The organism is Leifsonia sp. LS1, assembly GCF_020521355.1.
Lineage (GTDB): Bacteria > Actinomycetota > Actinomycetes > Actinomycetales > Microbacteriaceae > Leifsonia.
Window position 1 is genome coordinate 150,726 of the sequence record NZ_BPER01000002.1, and the last position, 16,679, is coordinate 167,404.

Here is a 16,679-nt window from a genome sequence, read left to right on the forward strand (position 1 = left end):
AAGATGGAGCGCGCGGTCCATCGCGCGGTCGCCGACGGCCGTGCTGCCGGTCGATGTCCGTTCGCGGCGCCGCGGGAAGGCTGGAGGACGTCCCCGTCCCTGTCCGAAAGGCGCCTCATGTTCGTCGCACTGCGCGACCTCCGCTTCGCCCGCGGCCGCTTCCTCCTCATCGGCTCCGTCGTGGCCCTGATCACGCTGCTCGTCGGCTTTCTGAGCGGTCTGACCGGGGGCCTCGCCACCCAGAACGTCTCCGCGGTGCTCTCGCTCCCCGGTGATCGGCTGGTGTTCTCGGCACCGGGCTCCGGGGACTCCGGCGCGACGTTCGCCGACTCCGCCGTCACGGCGGACCAGCAGCGGGCCTGGTCCGCGCGAGAGGGGGTGCGCTCTGTCGCGCCGATCGGCATCAGCCAGTCGCGGGCCGAGAGGGGGAACACGCGGGCCGCGGTCGCCCTGTTCGGGCAGACCGCGAACGGCGCCACCTCCGCGCCCGATCGGGACGGAACGGTCACGCTCTCGACCGGAGCGGCCGCCGCGCTCGACGCAAGGGTCGGCGAGCGGCTCCGCATCGGTGGCCGCGACTACACGGTCGCCGAGGTCGGCGGAGACGATTGGTACAGCCACACCCCTGTCGTGCGGATGACGCTTGCGGATTGGCAGTCGTCCGCCGCCGCGACCGGAGCACCGGACGCATACGCCACCGTGCTCGCCGTGTCGGGGAACCCCGACTGGGCCGCCTCCGACGCGGCGACCGGCACCGTGTCCGAGAGCATCATCGGCTCCCTCACCGCCCTGAGCTCGTTCCGGTCGGAGATCGGCTCGCTCCTGCTGATGATCGCCCTGCTCTTCGGTATCTCGGGACTCGTCGTCGGCGCGTTCTTCACTGTGTGGACGCTCCAGCGCGCGGGCGACATCGCCGTGCTCAAGGCCCTCGGCGCCGGCACCGGCACGCTGATCCGGGATGCGCTCGGCCAGGCGCTGGTCGTGCTCGCCCTCGGCATCGGCGTCGGCCTCGCACTGGTGGCGGGCCTCGGAGCCCTGGCCGGCGGCGCACTCCCCTTCCTCCTCAGTCCGCTCACCACTCTCGTCCCGGGCGCGATCCTCCTCGTCCTCGGGCTCGCCGGAGCGGCGTTCGCGCTCCGGTCCGTCACCTCCGCCGACCCCCTCACCGCACTCGGGAGCAACCGATGATCCGCCTCGACGACGTCACCCTCACCTTCCCCGACGGTGACACGCGCGTCACCGCCGTCGACCACGTCAGCCTGACCGCCCGCCCCGGCACCGTGACCGGGATCACCGGACCGAGCGGGTCGGGCAAGTCCAGTCTGCTCGCCGTCGCCTCCACCCTCATCCGGCCCGACTCCGGCACCGTCGTCGTCGGCGAGGTCGACGCCACCCGGCTCGACGCGGCGGAGGCGACCGAGCTCCGGAGGACGAGCATCGGGATCGTCTTCCAGCAGTCGAACCTCCTTCCCGCGCTCACCGCGCGCGAGCAGCTGAGGCTGATGGCCGAGCTCGGCGGACGTCGAAGCGCGCGCCGCCGCGCCCGCCTCGACGCTGCGCAGCGAGCGGACGACCTGCTCGGCGCCGTCGGTCTCGGCGCACTGCGGGACAAGCGTCCGCACCAGCTCTCGGGAGGCCAACGCCAGCGGGTCAACATCGCGCGCGCCCTCATGAACGAGCCGGTCGCCCTCCTCGTCGACGAGCCGACCAGCGCCCTCGATCAGGAGCGCGGCGCCGAGATCATCGAGCTGCTGCTGCGGCTCACGGCCGAGCGCGACGCCGCCACCCTCCTGGTGACCCACGACGTCGTCCACCTCCCGAGGATGCATCGCGTGGTGCGGCTCGTGGACGGCCGGTTCGAGCAGGTGCCGGCCGTCGCCGGGTGACGGCCGGGGCGTCCCGGCCCCGATCCGCCCGATCGCGGCGCGCATGCTCGCGGTGGAATATGCGCCGGACTACCCTCGAATGGTGACGATCCACGAACCCGACGACGGGCAGGCCCCGGTGCAGCGGCCCGGTGCGCTCTACTACGTCGGCCGGTGGATCCTCGCCCCCATCGCCAAGCTGATCTACCGGCCCCGGGTGGTCGGCCGCAAGAACGTCCCGCGGCATGGCAAGGTCATCCTGGCGAGCAACCACCTGTCGTTCATCGACTCGATCCTCATCCCCGTCACCTCGCCGCGTCGCGTGCAGTTCCTGGCGAAGTCCCACTACTTCGAGGGGACCGGCGTGAAGGGCCGCATCTCCCGCGCCTTCTTCACCGCCATCGGCGCGGTCGGTGTGAAGCGCGGCGCCGGTCAGGCGGCGCAGGAGGCGCTCGAGCAGTCCCGACGGATCATCGACACCGGGTCCGCGTTCGCGCTCTACCCGGAGGGCACCCGCTCCCTCGACGGCCGCCTCTACAAGGGCCGGACCGGTATCGGCTGGCTGGCCCTCACCACCGGCGCCAAGGTCGTGCCGGTCGGACTCATCGGCACCGACGAGATGCAACCGGTCGGAGCAAAGTTCCCGCGCGTCCGCCGCGTCACCGTCGCCTTCGGCGAGCCGCTCGACCTGGCCCACTACGGCCCGCCGGAGTCGGGGCGCGCCCGACGTCAGGCGACCGACGAGATCATGGCCGCCATCCACGCCCTCACCGGGCAGGAGCTCGCCGGCGCCTACAACGAGGCGCCGCCGGCCAACCCGGTCGAGCGCGTGAAGCGGGTCCTGCACCCCGAGCGCCTCTGAGCCGCACGAGATTCGTGACGAATGTCGCCTCCGCCGCGCGCATTCCCGCGATTCGTGACGAATGTGTGCCGGAGTTCGGCGCTCAGGCCAGGGTCAGCAGCTCCGGATCGTGGCGCACCGGGAAGTTCACGCTCGCGGCGATGAAGCACTTCTCCGACGCGGGCTTGTGCAGTGCCGCCGCCAGTTCGCGCTGAGCGGGGTCCGCGACCGTCACCCGCGGGTGCAGCGTCGCCTCGGTGAAGTGTCCTCCCCCGTTCGCCGTCTGCTCCATCGTCCCCGTCGCGGCATCCGTGTAGCCGACGATCACGACGCCCGCTCGGGCGGCCTCCGCGAGATAGCTCAGCATGTGGCACTGGGCCAGCGCGGCGAGCAGCAGCTCCTCCGGGTTCCAGCGGTCGCGGTCTCCGAAGAACGCACGGTCCGCCGAGCCCTCGAGCGGGTGCTTGCCTTCGGCGCTGATCACGTGGTCGCGGCCGTAGTCCTTGTAGCCGCTGGTGCCGCTCCCCCGGTTGCCCGTCCACTGCAGGTCGATCGCGTAGCTGTGCTCGAGTCTCATGGTTCGATTCTGGCACCGCGGCTAGAATCGGAGCATCATGACTGACACCCTGAACGCGCCCGTCTTCACCGTTCCGCAGGAACGCCGCATCGTCACAGCCGTGCCCGGCCCCGCCTCCGTGGCGCTGCACGAGCGACGTCTCGCCGTGGTGCCGACGGGTGTCTCCTCTGCGCTGCCTGTGTACATCGCCCGCGCCAACGGCGCCATCCTGGTCGACGTCGACGGCAATCAGTTCGTCGACTTCGGCGCGGGTATCGGCGTCACCACGGTCGGTCACACCGAGACGGCCGTCGTGTCCGCCGCTGCGGAGCAGCTGCAGGATGTCATCCACACGCTCTTCACGATCACGCCGTACGAGGAGTACGTGCGGGTGGCGGAGCTGCTCGCGGCGCACACGCCCGGCGACCACGCCAAGAAGACCGTGCTCGTCAACTCCGGCGCGGAGGCCGTGGAGAACGGCGTCAAGATCGCCCGCAAGCACACCGGCCGCCGCGCCGTCGCCGTGCTCGACCACGCGTACCACGGCCGCACCAACCTCACGATGGCCATGAACTACAAGGCCGCACCGTACGCCACCGGCTTCGGCCCGTTCGCGGGCGACGTCTACCACGCCCCGAACTCCTACCCCTACCACGACGGTCTGACCGGCGCGGAGGCCGCGGCCCGCACCATCGCCTACCTGGAGAAGGTCGTCGGCGCGTCGGACCTCGCCTGCCTCGTGGCGGAGCCGATCCAGGGCGAGGGCGGCTTCATGGTCCCGGCGGACGGCTACCTCCCGGCGCTGCAAGAGTGGTGCACGGCCAACGGCGTCGTCTTCATCGCCGACGAGATCCAGAGCGGAATGGCGCGCACCGGCGCGTACTTCGCGAGCGAGCACTTCGGCCTCGTGCCCGACCTCGTGCTCAGCGCCAAGGGCATCGCGGGAGGCCTCCCTCTCGCCGCCGTCACGGGCCGCGCCGAGATCATGGACTCCGCCCAGCCCGGCGGGCTCGGGGGCACGTTCGGCGGCAACCCGGTCGCCGCTGCCGCTGCCGTCGCCGTCTTCGACGAGATCGAGAAGAACGACCTCCTCGCCGAGGGGCGCCGCATCGAGGCCTCCCTCACCGCGGGCCTGCGCGGCCTGCAGGAGAAGTACGACATCATCGGCGACGTGCGCGGCATCGGCGCGATGATCGCGATCGAACTCGTCCAGCCGGGGACGGCCCAGACCACGAAGCTGCCCAACGCGGACGCGGTCTCGAAGATCGTGGCGTACGCCGCGCAGCAGGGCGTGCTCCTGCTCAATGCGGGCACCTACGGCAACGTGCTTCGCTTCCTGCCGAGCCTCGCCGTGTCCGACGAACTCATCGCCGACGCGATCTCCGTGATCGACGACGCCTTCGCCGCCCTGTGAGCCCCGTCGTGGACGCCGCCGTCTTCTCGGGGGCCGAGGCCGTCGAGCTCGCCGTGGTCGAGCGCAGCGGGTTCGTCGAGTCGCGGCACGTCGGCTCGGCCGTCGTTCTCGGGCCTGACGGCGCCGTGGCCCGTCGACTCGGGGCCCCGGAGAGGCCGGTCTTCCCGCGCTCGACGATGAAGCCGTTCCAGGCCGTCGCCATCCTCGGCGCGGGAGTGCCGCTGGAGGGCGCGCGGGCCGTGCTCGCAACCGCCAGCCACGCGGGGACCCCCGCGCACCTCTCCGTCGTGCGCAGCATCCTCGCGCAGGCCCAGCTCACCGAGGATGCCCTGCTCTGCCCGCCGGACTGGCCGCTCGACTCCGCTGCGCGCGACGACGCCATCCGCGCCGGCGAGCAGAAGCAGCCCCTGTTCATGAACTGCTCCGGCAAGCACGCCGCCATGCTCGTCGCGTGCCGGGTCAACGGCTGGCCGCTCGAGAGCTACCTCGACCCGCAGCACCCGCTGCAGCACCACATCCGCGACACCATCGAGCGCCTCACCGGGGAGAAAGTCGTGGCGACGGGCGTGGACGGCTGCGGCGCCCCGGTGCACGCCATGTCGCTCGTGGCCCTCGCGCGCGGAATCCAGCGCATCGCCACGGCCTCCGACGGCTCACCGTTCGCGCTCTACCGCAACGCCGCGCTCCTCACGAACGCCGTGCTCGCGGACGGCTGGGCGATCGACGGCCCCGGACGGTCGAACACCGTGGTCATCGACGAGCTCGGCGTCTTCGCGAAGGGCGGGGCGGAGGGCGTCATGGTCATGGCGGCCCCCGACGGCACGACCGTCACACTCAAGATGCTGGACGGCAGCCTCCGCGCGGCGACCGTCGTGGCGCTCTCCCTCCTGGCGGACGCCGGAGCGATCGACCGAGCTGCGGTCGACGCGCTCGCCCCGAAGCTCGACCTGGCCGTCCTCGGCCGCGGCGAGCCGGTCGGCGAGATCCGCGCCGCCTACGTCTGACCTCACGCACGCACTGTTCGGGCCCGGCAGCGTCCGCTGTCGGGTCCGAACGGCTGTGGGGGGCGCGTCCGCGTCTACTGCGATGAGCGCGCCAGGCGCCGCGCCCGGGCGGCCGCGCTCAGCTGCGAGATCAGCACCACCAGGATGGTGATGATGAAGACGGCCGACGCGATCACGTTCGCCTGGGCCGGGATGCCCCGGGATGCGGCGATGTAGATGTACATCGGGAACGTCGTCACCGCGCCCGCGTTGAAGTTCGTGATGATGAAGTCATCGAAGCTCAAGGAGAACGAGAGCAGCGCGGCGGAGAGGATGCCCGGCAGGAGCAGTGGGAAGGTGATCCGCCAGAACACGGCGTTGGGCGATCCGTAGAGGTCGCGCCCCGCCTCCTCCAGCGCCGGGTCCAGGCTCGCGACGCGCGCCTTCACCGTCACGACCACGAAACTGATGCAGAACATCACGTGGGCGATGATGATCGTGCCGAAGCCCTTGTTCACGCCGAGGCTGAGGAACTGGGCCGCCAGCCCCGCGCCGAGCACGACCTCCGGACTCGCCATCGGCAGGAACAGCAGCAGACTGGTCTGCGACCGGAACCGGAACCGGTAGCGCATGAGCGCGATCGCGATCATGGTCCCGAGCGCCGTGGCGATCACCGTCGAGACGAGACCGATGACGATGCTCGCCATGAACGCGTCGCAGATGCCGGCGGCGTCGCACACGTTGGTCCAGTTGCGGAGGGTGAACCCGCGCCACGCGATGTTGTTCTTGATCGCGTCGTTGAACGAGAAGACGAACGTGTACACGATCGGGATGAGCAGGAAAGCGAGCGCGAGGAAGGCGTACGCTCCGAGCCCGAGGCCCTGGAAGCGGAACCGACGCCCGCGGGATCCCCGCTGCCCGGCGGTGGAGGCGCCCGCGGCGGGCGCCGTCGGTGCGGTCGTCGTCACAGCAGGTCCTCCGTTCCGCTCCGCCGCACGTAGACGCCGACGATGACGAGGATGACGGCCATGAGGATGACCGACATCGCGGCAGCGGCGGGGTAGTTCTGCAGCACGAGGAAGTTGCTCTCGATGACGTTGCCCATCATCGAGGTGTCCGCTGCGCCGAGGAAGTCCTGCGACGCGTTGATGTAATCGCCCGCCGCCGGGATGAACGTCAGGAGCGTGCCCGAGACGATGCCCGGCATCGAGAGCGGCACGGTCACCTTCCGGAACGTCGTCCACGCGTTCGCGTAGAGGTCCTGCCCCGCCTCCAGCAGCCGGACATCGAGACGCTCCAGCGTGGAGTAGAGCGGCAGCGTCATGAACGGGATGAAGTTGTACGTCAGACCGAAGATGACCGAGAACGGCGTCCCCGTGATGTGCGCGTCCGGCGGGAGGATCGAGAGGGCCTTCAGCGAACTCGCGATCCACGCGTCGTCACTCAGGATCGACTTCCACGCCAACGTCCGCAGCAGGAAGCTGATGAAGAAGGGGGCGATCACGAGCGTCATCAGGAGATTCTGCAGCACCGCCCTCCCCCGCATCTTCACTCCGATGAAGTAGGCGAGCGGGTAGCTGATCACCAGCGCCGCCGCCGTCGCGATGAGCGCGTAGACGAATGAGCGGATGATCTGCGGCCAGTACTCCGAGATCGCGTCCGTGTAGTTGCTCCACTGGAACGCGGCCTGGTACTGCCCGATGTCGCCGTCGGGCACCGGGGCCTGGAAGGAGGTGATGATGAGCGACACGAGCGGCGTCAGGAAGAACAGCACGAGGTACAGCACGCCCGGCAGCAGCAGCACGAGTGCGATGCCGCTGCGCCGGCGGACGGCGGGCTCGGCGTCCTGGGTGGGCGGCGGCCCGGTGAAGGCGGCGAGGGCCATCTACGCCTCCTCCAGCTCCGTGAGCATCCGCTCGCGCGCCTGGGCGGCCATCGCCTGCGTGTCCGTGTCGTCCACGAAACGGCCGTCGGCCGGCGGCTCGTCGCCGAGGACGAAGGTGTGCGCCGCGTCCCAGGCGACCCAGGCGGTGGCGCCGAGCGCGGCGACCGGGCCGGCGTGCATGTTCTGCGCGAACACGATCACCGTGCCGAGGCCCGGGATGTCGACCAGATACTGCGTGCTGACGCCGCTGAACGAGACGTCCGTGACGCGACCCGGCCCGAGGGCGTTCGCGCCGGAGGGGATGGTGTCCGGGGTCTCGTGCAGGGTGAGCTTCTCCGGACGCACCCCCACGGTGACCAGGCCGCTCTCCCGCTGGGCCCGCGAGCGCGGGACGCGCACGCGATGACCGCCGACCTCCACGCCGACCGTGTCGGCCGTCGACTCCTGCACCCGCCCGACGAACAGGTTCGACTGCCCGAGGAAGTTGGCGACGAAGACCGTCGCGGGCAGCTCGTAGAGCACTTCGGGCGCACCCATCTGCTCGATGCGACCCTTGTTCATCACGGCGACGGTGTCGGCCATGGTCATGGCCTCCTCCTGGTCGTGGGTCACGTGAACGAACGTCAGGCCCACCTCGGTCTGGATGGACTTCAACTCCAGCTGCATCTGCCGGCGCAGCTTGAGGTCCAGCGCGCCGAGCGGTTCGTCGAGCAGGAGGAGCGCCGGTCGGTTGACCACGGCGCGGGCCAGGGCGACACGCTGCTGCTGACCTCCCGAGAGCTGCGCGGGCCGACGCGCGGCGAGGTGGTCGAGCTCCACCAGCCGCAGGGCTTCGTGCGCCTTCGCGACCGGGTCGCCGATCTTGCGGCGGCGCAGCCCGAACGCCACGTTCTCGAGGATGGTCATGTGCGGGAAGAGGGCGTAGCTCTGGAACACCGTGTTGACCGGTCGCTGGAACGGCTTGGTCTTGGTGACGTCCTTTCCGCCGATCAGGATCTGACCCGCCGTCGGCTCCTCCAGGCCCGCGACCAGGCGGAGCGTCGTGGTCTTGCCGCAGCCGCTCGGTCCCAGGAGGGCGAAGAACGACCCGGCAGGAATGGTGAGGTCGAGCTCCTTGATAGCGGTGAAGCCCGGGAAGCGCTTGGTGATGCCGGCGAGGCGCAGGTCGGCTCCCGACTCGGCGAAGACTCCCTTCGGCATCAGGCCCCCAGGATCACTTTCTGGAACGCCGCCTGGTACTTCTGCTCCTCCGCCGTGCTGAGCGAGCGGAAGATGTGCGCCTTCGACAGCGTGGAGGCGTCCGGGAAGATCAGCTGGTTGTCGGCCAGATCGGGGTCGATGGCGACCGCGGCCTCCTTGGCGCCCTCGACCGGGGTGATGTAGTTGACCCACGCGGCCACCTCGGCGGCGACCTCCGGCTGGTAGTAGTAGTCGATCAGCTTCTCGGCGTTGGCCTTGCGGGGCGACCCGATCGGGATGACGAAGTTGTCGCTCCAGAGGGTGCCGCCCGCTTCCGGGAGCACGAACTCCCAGTTGTCCCCCGCCTCGGCGTTCAGCTGCGTGATGTCGCCCGACCAGCAGATCGCGGCCAGCGTGTCGCCGCTCTTGAGGTCGTTCAGGTACGAATTGCCCTTGATGTTGCGGATCTGGCCGTCGCTCACCTTCGTGGTGAGCGTGTCGATCGCCTTCTCGAACTCCGTGTCCGAGAAGTCCTTGGAGATGTCCACCCCCTGCTGCAGGAGGATCAGGCCGACGGTGTCGCGCATCTCGCTGAGGACGCCGACCTTGCCCTTGAGCTCCGGCTTCCACAGGTCGTCCACTGACTTCAGGCCCTGCGGGAGCTTCTCCTTGTTCCAGCAGATGCCGGCGAAACCGCTCTGCCACGGGAGGGACTTCTTGCGTCCCGGGTCGAAGTCGATGTCCTGCAGGTTGCTGACGAGGTTCTTCTTGTTCGGGATGGCGCTCTCGTCGAACGTCTGCACGTAGCCGAGGCGGATCCAGCGCGCGATCATCCAGTCCGTGAGGCAGACGGTGTCGGCACCGATGTCCTTCCCGAGCGCGAGCTGGTCCTTGACCTTGGCGTAGTACGTGTTGTTGTCGTCGACGGCGACGTCGTACTTCACCGTGATGCCGCTCTGCTTCTCGAACGCCTGAAGGGTCGGGTACCCGCCGTTCTCGTCCTGGTCGAGGTAGGCCTGCCAGTTGGCCCACGTCATCGACTTGTCCGACGACGACTGGTCCTTCGCCGCGGTCGGCTTGCTGGAGGCTCCGCCGGTCGAGCAGGCCGCGAGGGCCAGAGTGGCGGCGCCGGCGCCGAGCCCGGCGAGGAGTCCGCGGCGCGAGAGCTGCGACGCGCGGGCGGACTGCACGAGCTGACGGATCATCGGGTCTTGCGGGAGGGGCCTGGGATTCACTGCGGGTGCTCCTTCGGGGCTCGAACACGGACCACTGGGCGATGCCTGAGACGAGTCACATCGGCGTGCCGTCGCGGTGGGGTCGATACTGGCACAGGACGCAGCGATCCGCACCAGAAAGGGGCCGAATCGTCGGATCGGAAACACAAACTTTACGAAATCCGTTCCGATCCGGTCGATTCGCCCGGGAAACCGTCGTCCGCGGCTCCCCACGTCATCACTGTCGCCGCGCACAGACGAAATCCACTCAATGAATGCCATGCCTGTACGGAATCAGCGTCCTGTCTCCGAGATTTATGTCGAAATCCTCCGTCGAGACGACTATGGTGAGAGCGAACACCACGTCGAAGTGAGAGGAATCCCATGAAGGTCGCGATCCCCCGCGAGATCAAGAACAATGAGTTCCGGGTGGCGATCACTCCGGCCGGCGTGCACGACCTGGTCGGCGCCGGGCACGAGGTGTTCGTCGAGGCCGGGGCGGGCGTCGGCTCCTCCATCCCGGACGAGCTCTACGCAGGCGCGGGCGCGACGATCGTCCCCGACGCCGCCGCGACCTGGGCCGCCGGCGATCTGATCCTCAAGGTCAAGGAGCCCATCGCCTCCGAGTACGGCTACTTCCGCGACGGCCTCGTGCTCTTCACCTACCTGCACCTCGCCGCCGACGAGGCCCTCACCCGAGCGCTCATCGACGCGGGTGTGACCGCCATCGCGTATGAGACGGTGCAGCTGCCCAACCGGTCCCTTCCGCTTCTCGCGCCGATGAGCGAGGTCGCGGGCCGGCTCGCCCCCATCGTGGGCGCGAACACCATGCTCAAGCCCAACGGCGGCCCGGGCCTCCTCGTCCCCGGCGTCCCCGGCACCCACCCCGCCGTCGTCACCGTGCTCGGCGGCGGCGTCGCCGGCACCAATGCCATCTCGGTCGCGGTCGGCCTCGGCGCCGAGGTGACGGTCCTCGACACGAACATCGCCCGGCTCCGCGAGCTCGACGCGCTCTACGCCGGCCGCATCAAGACGATCGCCTCCAACAGCTTCGAGATCGAGAAGGCGGTCATCGCCTCCGACCTCGTCATCGGCTCGGTGCTCGTGCCGGGCGCGAAGGCTCCGAAGCTGGTCAGTAACGACCTGGTCTCGCGCATGAAGTCCGGCAGCGTGCTCGTGGACATCGCGGTCGACCAGGGCGGCTGCTTCGCCGACTCCCACCCGACCACGCACGCCGACCCGACCTTCACGGTGCACCAGTCGCTGTTTTACTGTGTGGCGAACATGCCGGGTGCGGTGCCGCACACCTCGACCTACGCGCTGACCAACGCGACCCTCCCCTACGCCCGCGCGATCGCGAACCGCGGCTGGCAGGACGCTCTCCGCGCCGATGCCTCGCTGGGTCTCGGCCTCAACGTGCACGCTGGGCGGGTCGTCAACGCCGGCGTCGCCGAGGCGCACGGCCTCCAGGCGGGCGAGATCGCGGAGGCGCTCGTCTGACTACATCCAGCGGGCGAGGCGGGTCAGCTGACGTCGAACCACTGGTCGCCGATCTCCACGCGCGTGCCGCGCGTGACGCGATAGCGACGACCCGCCTCGCACTGGCGCGCGTCCGAGCCCAGCGGCCGGGCGACCGTCCCGTTGCCGGAGTAGCGGTCGCAGATCCAGAGGTCGTCGCCTTCGAGCCCGAACTCGAGGTGGGTCTTCGAGACGCTGCGCGCCGGGTCTGAGACGACGACCAGCTGGTCCACTTCTTCGCCCGGCTGGGTGATGGGCCGGCGGCCGATGAGTCCGGAACCCGTCACCACGACGCTCTCCCCGGTCGAAAAGCTCAGGGTGTACGCGTGGGCCGCCGACGGGATGCGCGACGCCGCCTCGAGCGGGAGCACCGCGACCGCTTCCGTCGGCGGCAGGCCGTCCTCATCGACGAATGGGCCGGCGACCGCCGGCTTCGGGAGACGTTCGACGATGGTGGTGTCCGACGGCCGCGGGTCGGCGACCTCGGGCTCGCGGACACGCGCCGCGGTCACCGAGCTCCCGCACCGGCCGCAGAACAGCGTCCCCTCGCTCAGCTCAGCACCGCATACCCGACAGTTCATCGCCCGTCTCTCCTCTCACGCCTCCCTCCACGGTATCCGAGGGAGCGCAGCGACACGGCCGCGAGCAGCCTCTTCCAGCGCGTGTCGCGCCGATCGAGCTGGCCGCGCAGTTCGTCGACGGTCTTCCAGACGGAATCCGCCTCGGCCGGCGTCGGTGCGGTGGGGCTGTAGACGGCACGATCCGCGACCTTCGCGAGCGCCGCAGCCCGGGCGCCTCCGATGGTCTGCGCGAACTCGACGCGGGTGGCGGCCGGCGGAGGTTCGTACCCGTGGTCCACCGCGGCATCGGCGAACTCGCGCCAACCGCCCACGATCCGGTCCACCGCCGTCGGCGCCGATCGCCGCAGCGTGCGCCGCCTCCACTTGGCCGCGACCACCGCGAGGAACGGCGCGGCGAGGACGGCGAGCACCAGGAGGGTCCAGCCCACCGCGACGAGGATGGCGAGGAGGGTCTCCACGACCGGGTCCGGCGGGCGCTGATCGGTGCTGTCGACCTGGGCCTGCGGCGGCTCGTCGTTCCGCTGCGGGCTCTCGTCGACGGGCGGCTGGACGTTCGTCTGGGGGCGAGAGATCTCCGTCGGCTGGTCGGGCTGCTTCGGCGGCACCGGGCGCAGCGGCGGCGTCGGGTCGACCGTCACCCAGCCCTCGGTGGTCTGGACCTCGATCCAGGCCGAGACGTCTGCGCCCGTCAGCGTGACGGTGCCGGAGGAGGCCGTGCCCGCGGGAACGGCGAAGCCGAACACGACGCGGGCGGGGAACCCGAGCTGCCGTGCCATCAGGGCGGCCGTGACGGCGTACTGCTCCTGGTCCCCGAGCATCGGGACGTCCGTCAGCAGTTCGGTGATGCGGTCGGCGCCGTGGCCGGAGCGGCTGGCGGGCTCGTCGGGACCCACGCCGTGGCTGACGTAGCCGTCCGCGGCGAGACCGCGCAGCGCGGCGGCGAGCTTGGGACCGGCACCGGAGACGCCCGCGGTGTACTTCTGCAGCACGGAGGTCAACTCGTCCGGCACCACGGTCGGCTTCGGGACGACGTCGGATCCGGGCTCCACCTTCTCGATCGCCGCCGCCGTGAGCGTCGGCCCCACGACCGAGTCGGCCGTGTACGAGTCGCCCGAGCGCAGTCCTGTCGTCACAGCGCCCGTCCCGGTCACGTCGTTGTAGAAGAAGGCTCCGGCCAGGGTGGCGGAGCCGGTCCCGGTGAAGTCGATCTGCTGGAGCTGTCCGGAGCCCGGCACCCACGGACCCCGGTAGTCGCGCACCGTGACCGAGATGGCGTGCTCCTCTCCACGCACTCGCGATTGGTCGAGACGATAGGGCACGCGGGTGAACGAACCGGACGCGCTCGTCACTCCGTCGCTGCCGACCGAGTAGGTCACGCCGTCGTACGTGTCCAGGGTGGCGATCCGCAGCCGTCCATCCTCGGGCAGCCCCTGGACGGTCAGCATCGGCTCATCGGCGCGCGGGGACTCCTGGTACGAACGGAAGGCGCTGAGCGGGCTCGGATAGGCGCGCGGGTCGAAGGGCTGCTCCACCGCCGTGCGGACGACCTGGCGCGACGGCGCGGGCGGCACGACCGCCGCGGCGGCGATGCCGACCACCGAGGCTCCCAGGAGCATGACGAGAGCGCCCACCCCGGTCAGCAGTGCCGTCGACCGGCGCTCCCGCGGCGTCTCCATGGAGAGCCCGCTCTGCTGCCCCAGCGCGCGCAAGGCGGCCGATCGCCGCCGGAGCCGGAACCGGATCAGCCAGACGAGCAGGAGCGCGAGCAGTCCGAGTACGACCCAGAGCGGGACCGCGGTCGTGCCGGAACCGAGCGCGATGCCGCACACCAGCAGCACGGCGGGAGGGAGGGCCGCCGACTCGGGAATACGGGCGCGCAGCGCGACACTCACGGTGACCACCGCCGCCAGCAGGATCAGGACGAAGGCCGGGACGAGGAGCGCCTGGTAGGAGCCGACCGGAACCGAGATCGTCACGAGCTGCTTCCAGCTGAGCCAGGTGGCCCGGATCAGGTCGACGAAGCCCGCGCCGCTCGGCAGGAGGCCCCCCGCGGTGGCGGCCGTCGGCACGGCGAGCTGCACACCGGCGCCGAGGTAGACCAGCGCCGCCGCGCCCGCGATCACGATGCTCGGCCAGCGGAACACCGCTCCGAGCACGCCGATCGCCCCGCCGAGCAGCAGCGTCGCGATGAGCAGGACGACGAACGGCCCCGACTGGTACACCGGCCAGAACGACCAGGCCGCGAGAGCGACGGCCGCCAGCGCGAACGCGGTGTCGACGGCGGCACTGCTCGCGCGCACACGCGCTGTCATGTCGCGAGCCGTTTCGCGAGGCTGCGCTGCAGGTCTTCGAGGAAACCGATGGTGAGGACGGTGAGGTCGGCGACGCGGCGGAGGGAGGGGACGGCGCCGGCGTCGCAGACGATGGCCACGACATCCACCCCCAGCGGGAAGTGCGCGGCCGCAGCCCGCAACTGCGCCGCCGTCGGCGGAGACCCCGCCACGAGGAAGGCGATCGAGGTCCCGCCCGCGTCATCCGCCGCCACCCGGGCGAGCTCGGGGAGCCGGAGGGTGGCTGCCGCCGTCTCGACGCCCGCGAGGTCGTCGAGGAGCCGGCCGCGGTTGACCGTGCTCAGGTGCCGGGCGCTCAGCACCATCCGCCTCGCGAACTCGGGCGTCTCCGCGCTCGCCACGACGGACACCGTGCGGGAGTCGAGCATGGCGCGGACCCCCAGCGATCCGGTCGCGCCGACCGCGAGCTCGAACTCCTCGTCCGAGGCGTAGTCGGCCGCGGCGAGGCTGAGCGCGACCAGCAGGTGACTGCGGCGCGTCTCCTCGAACTGCCTCACCATGTAGTCGCCGGTCTTGGCGGTGCTCTTCCAGTGGATGTAGCGGCGCTCGTCACCCGGCTGATACTCGCGGAGGGCGTGGAATGCGATGTCGCTCGACGTCAGGTCGCGCGTCGGAGCGCCCTCCAGATCGCGCACGAAGCCCGTGCTCATGCTCGGTATCGCGACGGTGCGGGGATGCACGAACAAGTCGAGCGCTTCCGCCCGGACCACCTCGCGGCGCAGCAGACCGAGCGGGTCGGCGCGTACGGTGCGGACCGGTCCGATCGGCACGATCCCGCGCCGGGCGGTGGGCACCACGAACACGTCCGAGTGCTCCTCACCGGCCGCGAGCGCCGGCGACGCGAACTCCGCCAGCCCCGCTCCGATCGGGACCTCGATGTGCACCCCCGACAGCCGGCGGCGACCCGGATTGCGAACCACGACCTCGCCCGGGGCGCGGTCACCGACGACGACGCGGTTCGACGGCAGCGAGATCCCGACATCGAACGCGATCCGTCCGGCGAGGTATCCTGTCGCGATCACGAGGAGGGCCAGCACCGTCCACCCGGCCACGACCGCCTCGCTCCAGCCGAGCACATAGCCCGACACCAGCGCGACGACCACGACCGCCGCCAGCGACCACCCCAGCGGGGTCACGACCGAGCCCGCACGGCGGGCCAGCCGGGCGACCGCCTGACGCCCGGTCGCCGTCGAGCGGACGATCCAGACGATCGCATCCGCCAGCATCCCCTCGCGTTCGCCGACGATACGGGACCGGGCGTTGGTGAGCTCGGCCGGCGTACGGGTGACGGTGCCGGTCACACGGTGGCCCGGTCGCTGGGAGGCGGCACCTCGATGAGCAGCTGCCCGACCACGCTCGAGGCGGACACGCCCTCGAACTCCGCCTCCGGGTCGAGCACGAGACGGTGGGCGAGGACGGGCTCGGCCAGCGCCTTCACGTCGTCCGGTGTCACGTAGTAGCGTCCGGCCGAGGCCGCCAGCGTCTTCGCGGTCCGCAGCAGGGCGAGCGCGCCGCGGACGCTGACCCCGAGTCGGATCTCCTCCGCCGACCGCGTCGCGTCGACCAGTCGTGCCACGTAGTCACTGATCGTCGCATCCACGTGCACGCCGCGCGCCATCGTCGCCATCTCGACAACGGTCGCCGCCGACACCACCTCGGGCACCACGACCTCGTGGGCGCGGTGCTCCGCCCCTTCGAGGATGCGCAGCGTCGCCTCGTGATCGGGGTAGCCGATGGACGCCTTCATCAGAAAGCGGTCGAGCTGTGCCTCCGGCAGCCGGTAGGTCCCGGCCTGCTCGATCGGGTTCTGCGTCGCGATGACCATGAACGGCGCACCCACGGCGTGGCGCACGCCGTCCACCGTCACCTGCTGCTCCTCCATCACCTCCAGCAGCGCCGACTGGGTCTTCGGACTCGCACGGTTGATCTCGTCGGCGAGGACGATGTTGGCGAAGATGGGTCCCCGGTGGAACTCGAACGCGCCGGTGCGCTGGTCGTAGATGTTCACGCCGGTGATGTCGCCGGGCAGCAGATCGGGGGTGAACTGGACGCGGTTGGTCGACCCGCGCACGCTTTCGGCGATCGCCCGGGCGAGGGACGTCTTGCCCGTCCCCGGGTAGTCCTCGAGCAGCAGGTGGCCCTCGCTGAGCATCGCGGTGAGCGCGAGCCGGATGACGTGAGACTTGCCCAGCAGGACGCGGTCGATGTTCGCCACGAGGCGGTCGAACACGCTGGAGAACCAGGTCGCCTGCTCAGGGGTCATCGTCATGCGCGGGCCTCTCTGGATGGGAT

The 16,679-nt window shown here is 70.6% G+C and carries 15 protein-coding genes; 6 read left to right on the plus strand and 9 right to left on the minus strand.

Translation table 11 applies throughout. The features are described 5' to 3' along the window. The first annotated feature begins 117 nt into the window (after positions 1-117). The 3 genes from LLS1_RS04030 (at position 118) to LLS1_RS04040 (ending at position 2,727) form a co-directional block, all read left to right on the plus strand. On the plus strand, positions 118-1,188 hold the full coding sequence (locus LLS1_RS04030) for an ABC transporter permease (RefSeq protein WP_226653714.1): 1,071 nt from the start codon (positions 118-120) through the stop codon (positions 1,186-1,188). Continuing rightward, positions 1,185-1,886 (plus strand): ABC transporter ATP-binding protein, encoded by a 702-nt coding sequence (locus LLS1_RS04035; protein WP_226653715.1) that lies wholly within the window; start codon positions 1,185-1,187, stop codon positions 1,884-1,886. The genes LLS1_RS04030 and LLS1_RS04035 overlap by 4 nt, the downstream gene beginning before the upstream one ends. A 79-nt stretch (positions 1,887-1,965) precedes the next feature. Next, a complete protein-coding gene (locus LLS1_RS04040; protein ID WP_226653716.1) occupies positions 1,966-2,727 on the plus strand; it encodes a 1-acyl-sn-glycerol-3-phosphate acyltransferase in 762 nt (253 codons plus the stop codon). Positions 2,728-2,809: 82 nt separating this feature from the next. On the opposite strand, the gene LLS1_RS04045 is transcribed toward LLS1_RS04040, so the two are convergent. After that, a complete protein-coding gene (locus tag LLS1_RS04045) occupies positions 2,810-3,283 on the minus strand; it encodes an OsmC family protein (RefSeq protein WP_226653717.1) in 474 nt (157 codons plus the stop codon). Positions 3,284-3,320: 37 nt separating this feature from the next. Here LLS1_RS04045 and gabT point away from each other — a divergent pair, with 37 nt between their 5' ends. Both gabT and LLS1_RS04055 read left to right on the plus strand, forming a co-directional pair. Continuing rightward, on the plus strand, positions 3,321-4,676 hold the full coding sequence (gabT, locus tag LLS1_RS04050) for a 4-aminobutyrate--2-oxoglutarate transaminase (RefSeq protein WP_226653718.1): 1,356 nt from the start codon (positions 3,321-3,323) through the stop codon (positions 4,674-4,676). Further along, positions 4,673-5,680: an asparaginase gene (locus LLS1_RS04055; protein ID WP_226653719.1), complete on the plus strand. Its 1,008-nt coding sequence runs from the start codon at positions 4,673-4,675 to the stop codon at positions 5,678-5,680. Before gabT ends, LLS1_RS04055 begins: the two co-directional genes overlap by 4 nt. Before the next feature lie 74 nt (positions 5,681-5,754). Here the strand turns inward: LLS1_RS04055 and LLS1_RS04060 are convergent, their stop codons facing one another. Genes LLS1_RS04060 through LLS1_RS04075 form a run of 4 tightly spaced genes read right to left on the minus strand, consistent with a single transcriptional unit; the run spans position 5,755 to position 9,958 of the window. Beyond that, positions 5,755-6,627 carry an ABC transporter permease gene (locus LLS1_RS04060; protein ID WP_226653720.1) on the minus strand — a complete coding sequence of 291 codons (873 nt, stop codon included), beginning with the start codon at positions 6,625-6,627 and terminating at the stop codon, positions 5,755-5,757. Beyond that, a complete protein-coding gene (locus tag LLS1_RS04065; RefSeq protein WP_223360837.1) occupies positions 6,624-7,544 on the minus strand; it encodes an ABC transporter permease in 921 nt (306 codons plus the stop codon). The genes LLS1_RS04060 and LLS1_RS04065 overlap by 4 nt, the downstream gene beginning before the upstream one ends. Next, the gene (locus tag LLS1_RS04070) at positions 7,545-8,744 is read right to left on the minus strand and encodes an ABC transporter ATP-binding protein (RefSeq protein WP_226653721.1); all 1,200 of its coding nucleotides are present in this window, start codon (positions 8,742-8,744) and stop codon (positions 7,545-7,547) included. It lies immediately after the preceding gene. Continuing rightward, positions 8,744-9,958 (minus strand): PotD/PotF family extracellular solute-binding protein, encoded by a 1,215-nt coding sequence (locus LLS1_RS04075; protein ID WP_226653722.1) that lies wholly within the window; start codon positions 9,956-9,958, stop codon positions 8,744-8,746. Before LLS1_RS04075 ends, LLS1_RS04070 begins: the two co-directional genes overlap by 1 nt. Before the next feature lie 363 nt (positions 9,959-10,321). Between LLS1_RS04075 and ald the strand changes: the two genes are divergently transcribed. Next, positions 10,322-11,437 (plus strand): alanine dehydrogenase, encoded by a 1,116-nt coding sequence (gene ald / locus LLS1_RS04080; protein ID WP_223360834.1) that lies wholly within the window; start codon positions 10,322-10,324, stop codon positions 11,435-11,437. 23 nt (positions 11,438-11,460) lie between these two features. On the opposite strand, the gene LLS1_RS04085 is transcribed toward ald, so the two are convergent. The 4 genes from LLS1_RS04085 to LLS1_RS04100 are packed head-to-tail and all read right to left on the minus strand — an operon-like array spanning position 11,461 to position 16,656. After that, complete coding sequence (locus LLS1_RS04085; protein WP_374758233.1) at positions 11,461-12,036, minus strand: zinc-ribbon domain-containing protein; 576 nt, start codon at positions 12,034-12,036, stop codon at positions 11,461-11,463. After that, the gene (locus LLS1_RS04090) at positions 12,033-14,348 is read right to left on the minus strand and encodes a transglutaminase domain-containing protein (RefSeq protein ID WP_226653724.1); all 2,316 of its coding nucleotides are present in this window, start codon (positions 14,346-14,348) and stop codon (positions 12,033-12,035) included. The genes LLS1_RS04085 and LLS1_RS04090 overlap by 4 nt, the downstream gene beginning before the upstream one ends. Further along, entirely contained in the window at positions 14,345-15,688 is a 1,344-nt protein-coding gene (locus LLS1_RS04095) for a DUF58 domain-containing protein (protein WP_226653725.1), read from the minus strand. The genes LLS1_RS04090 and LLS1_RS04095 overlap by 4 nt, the downstream gene beginning before the upstream one ends. Continuing rightward, the gene (locus LLS1_RS04100) at positions 15,685-16,656 is read right to left on the minus strand and encodes a MoxR family ATPase (protein ID WP_226653726.1); all 972 of its coding nucleotides are present in this window, start codon (positions 16,654-16,656) and stop codon (positions 15,685-15,687) included. The genes LLS1_RS04095 and LLS1_RS04100 overlap by 4 nt, the downstream gene beginning before the upstream one ends. Positions 16,657-16,679 lie beyond the last annotated feature (23 nt).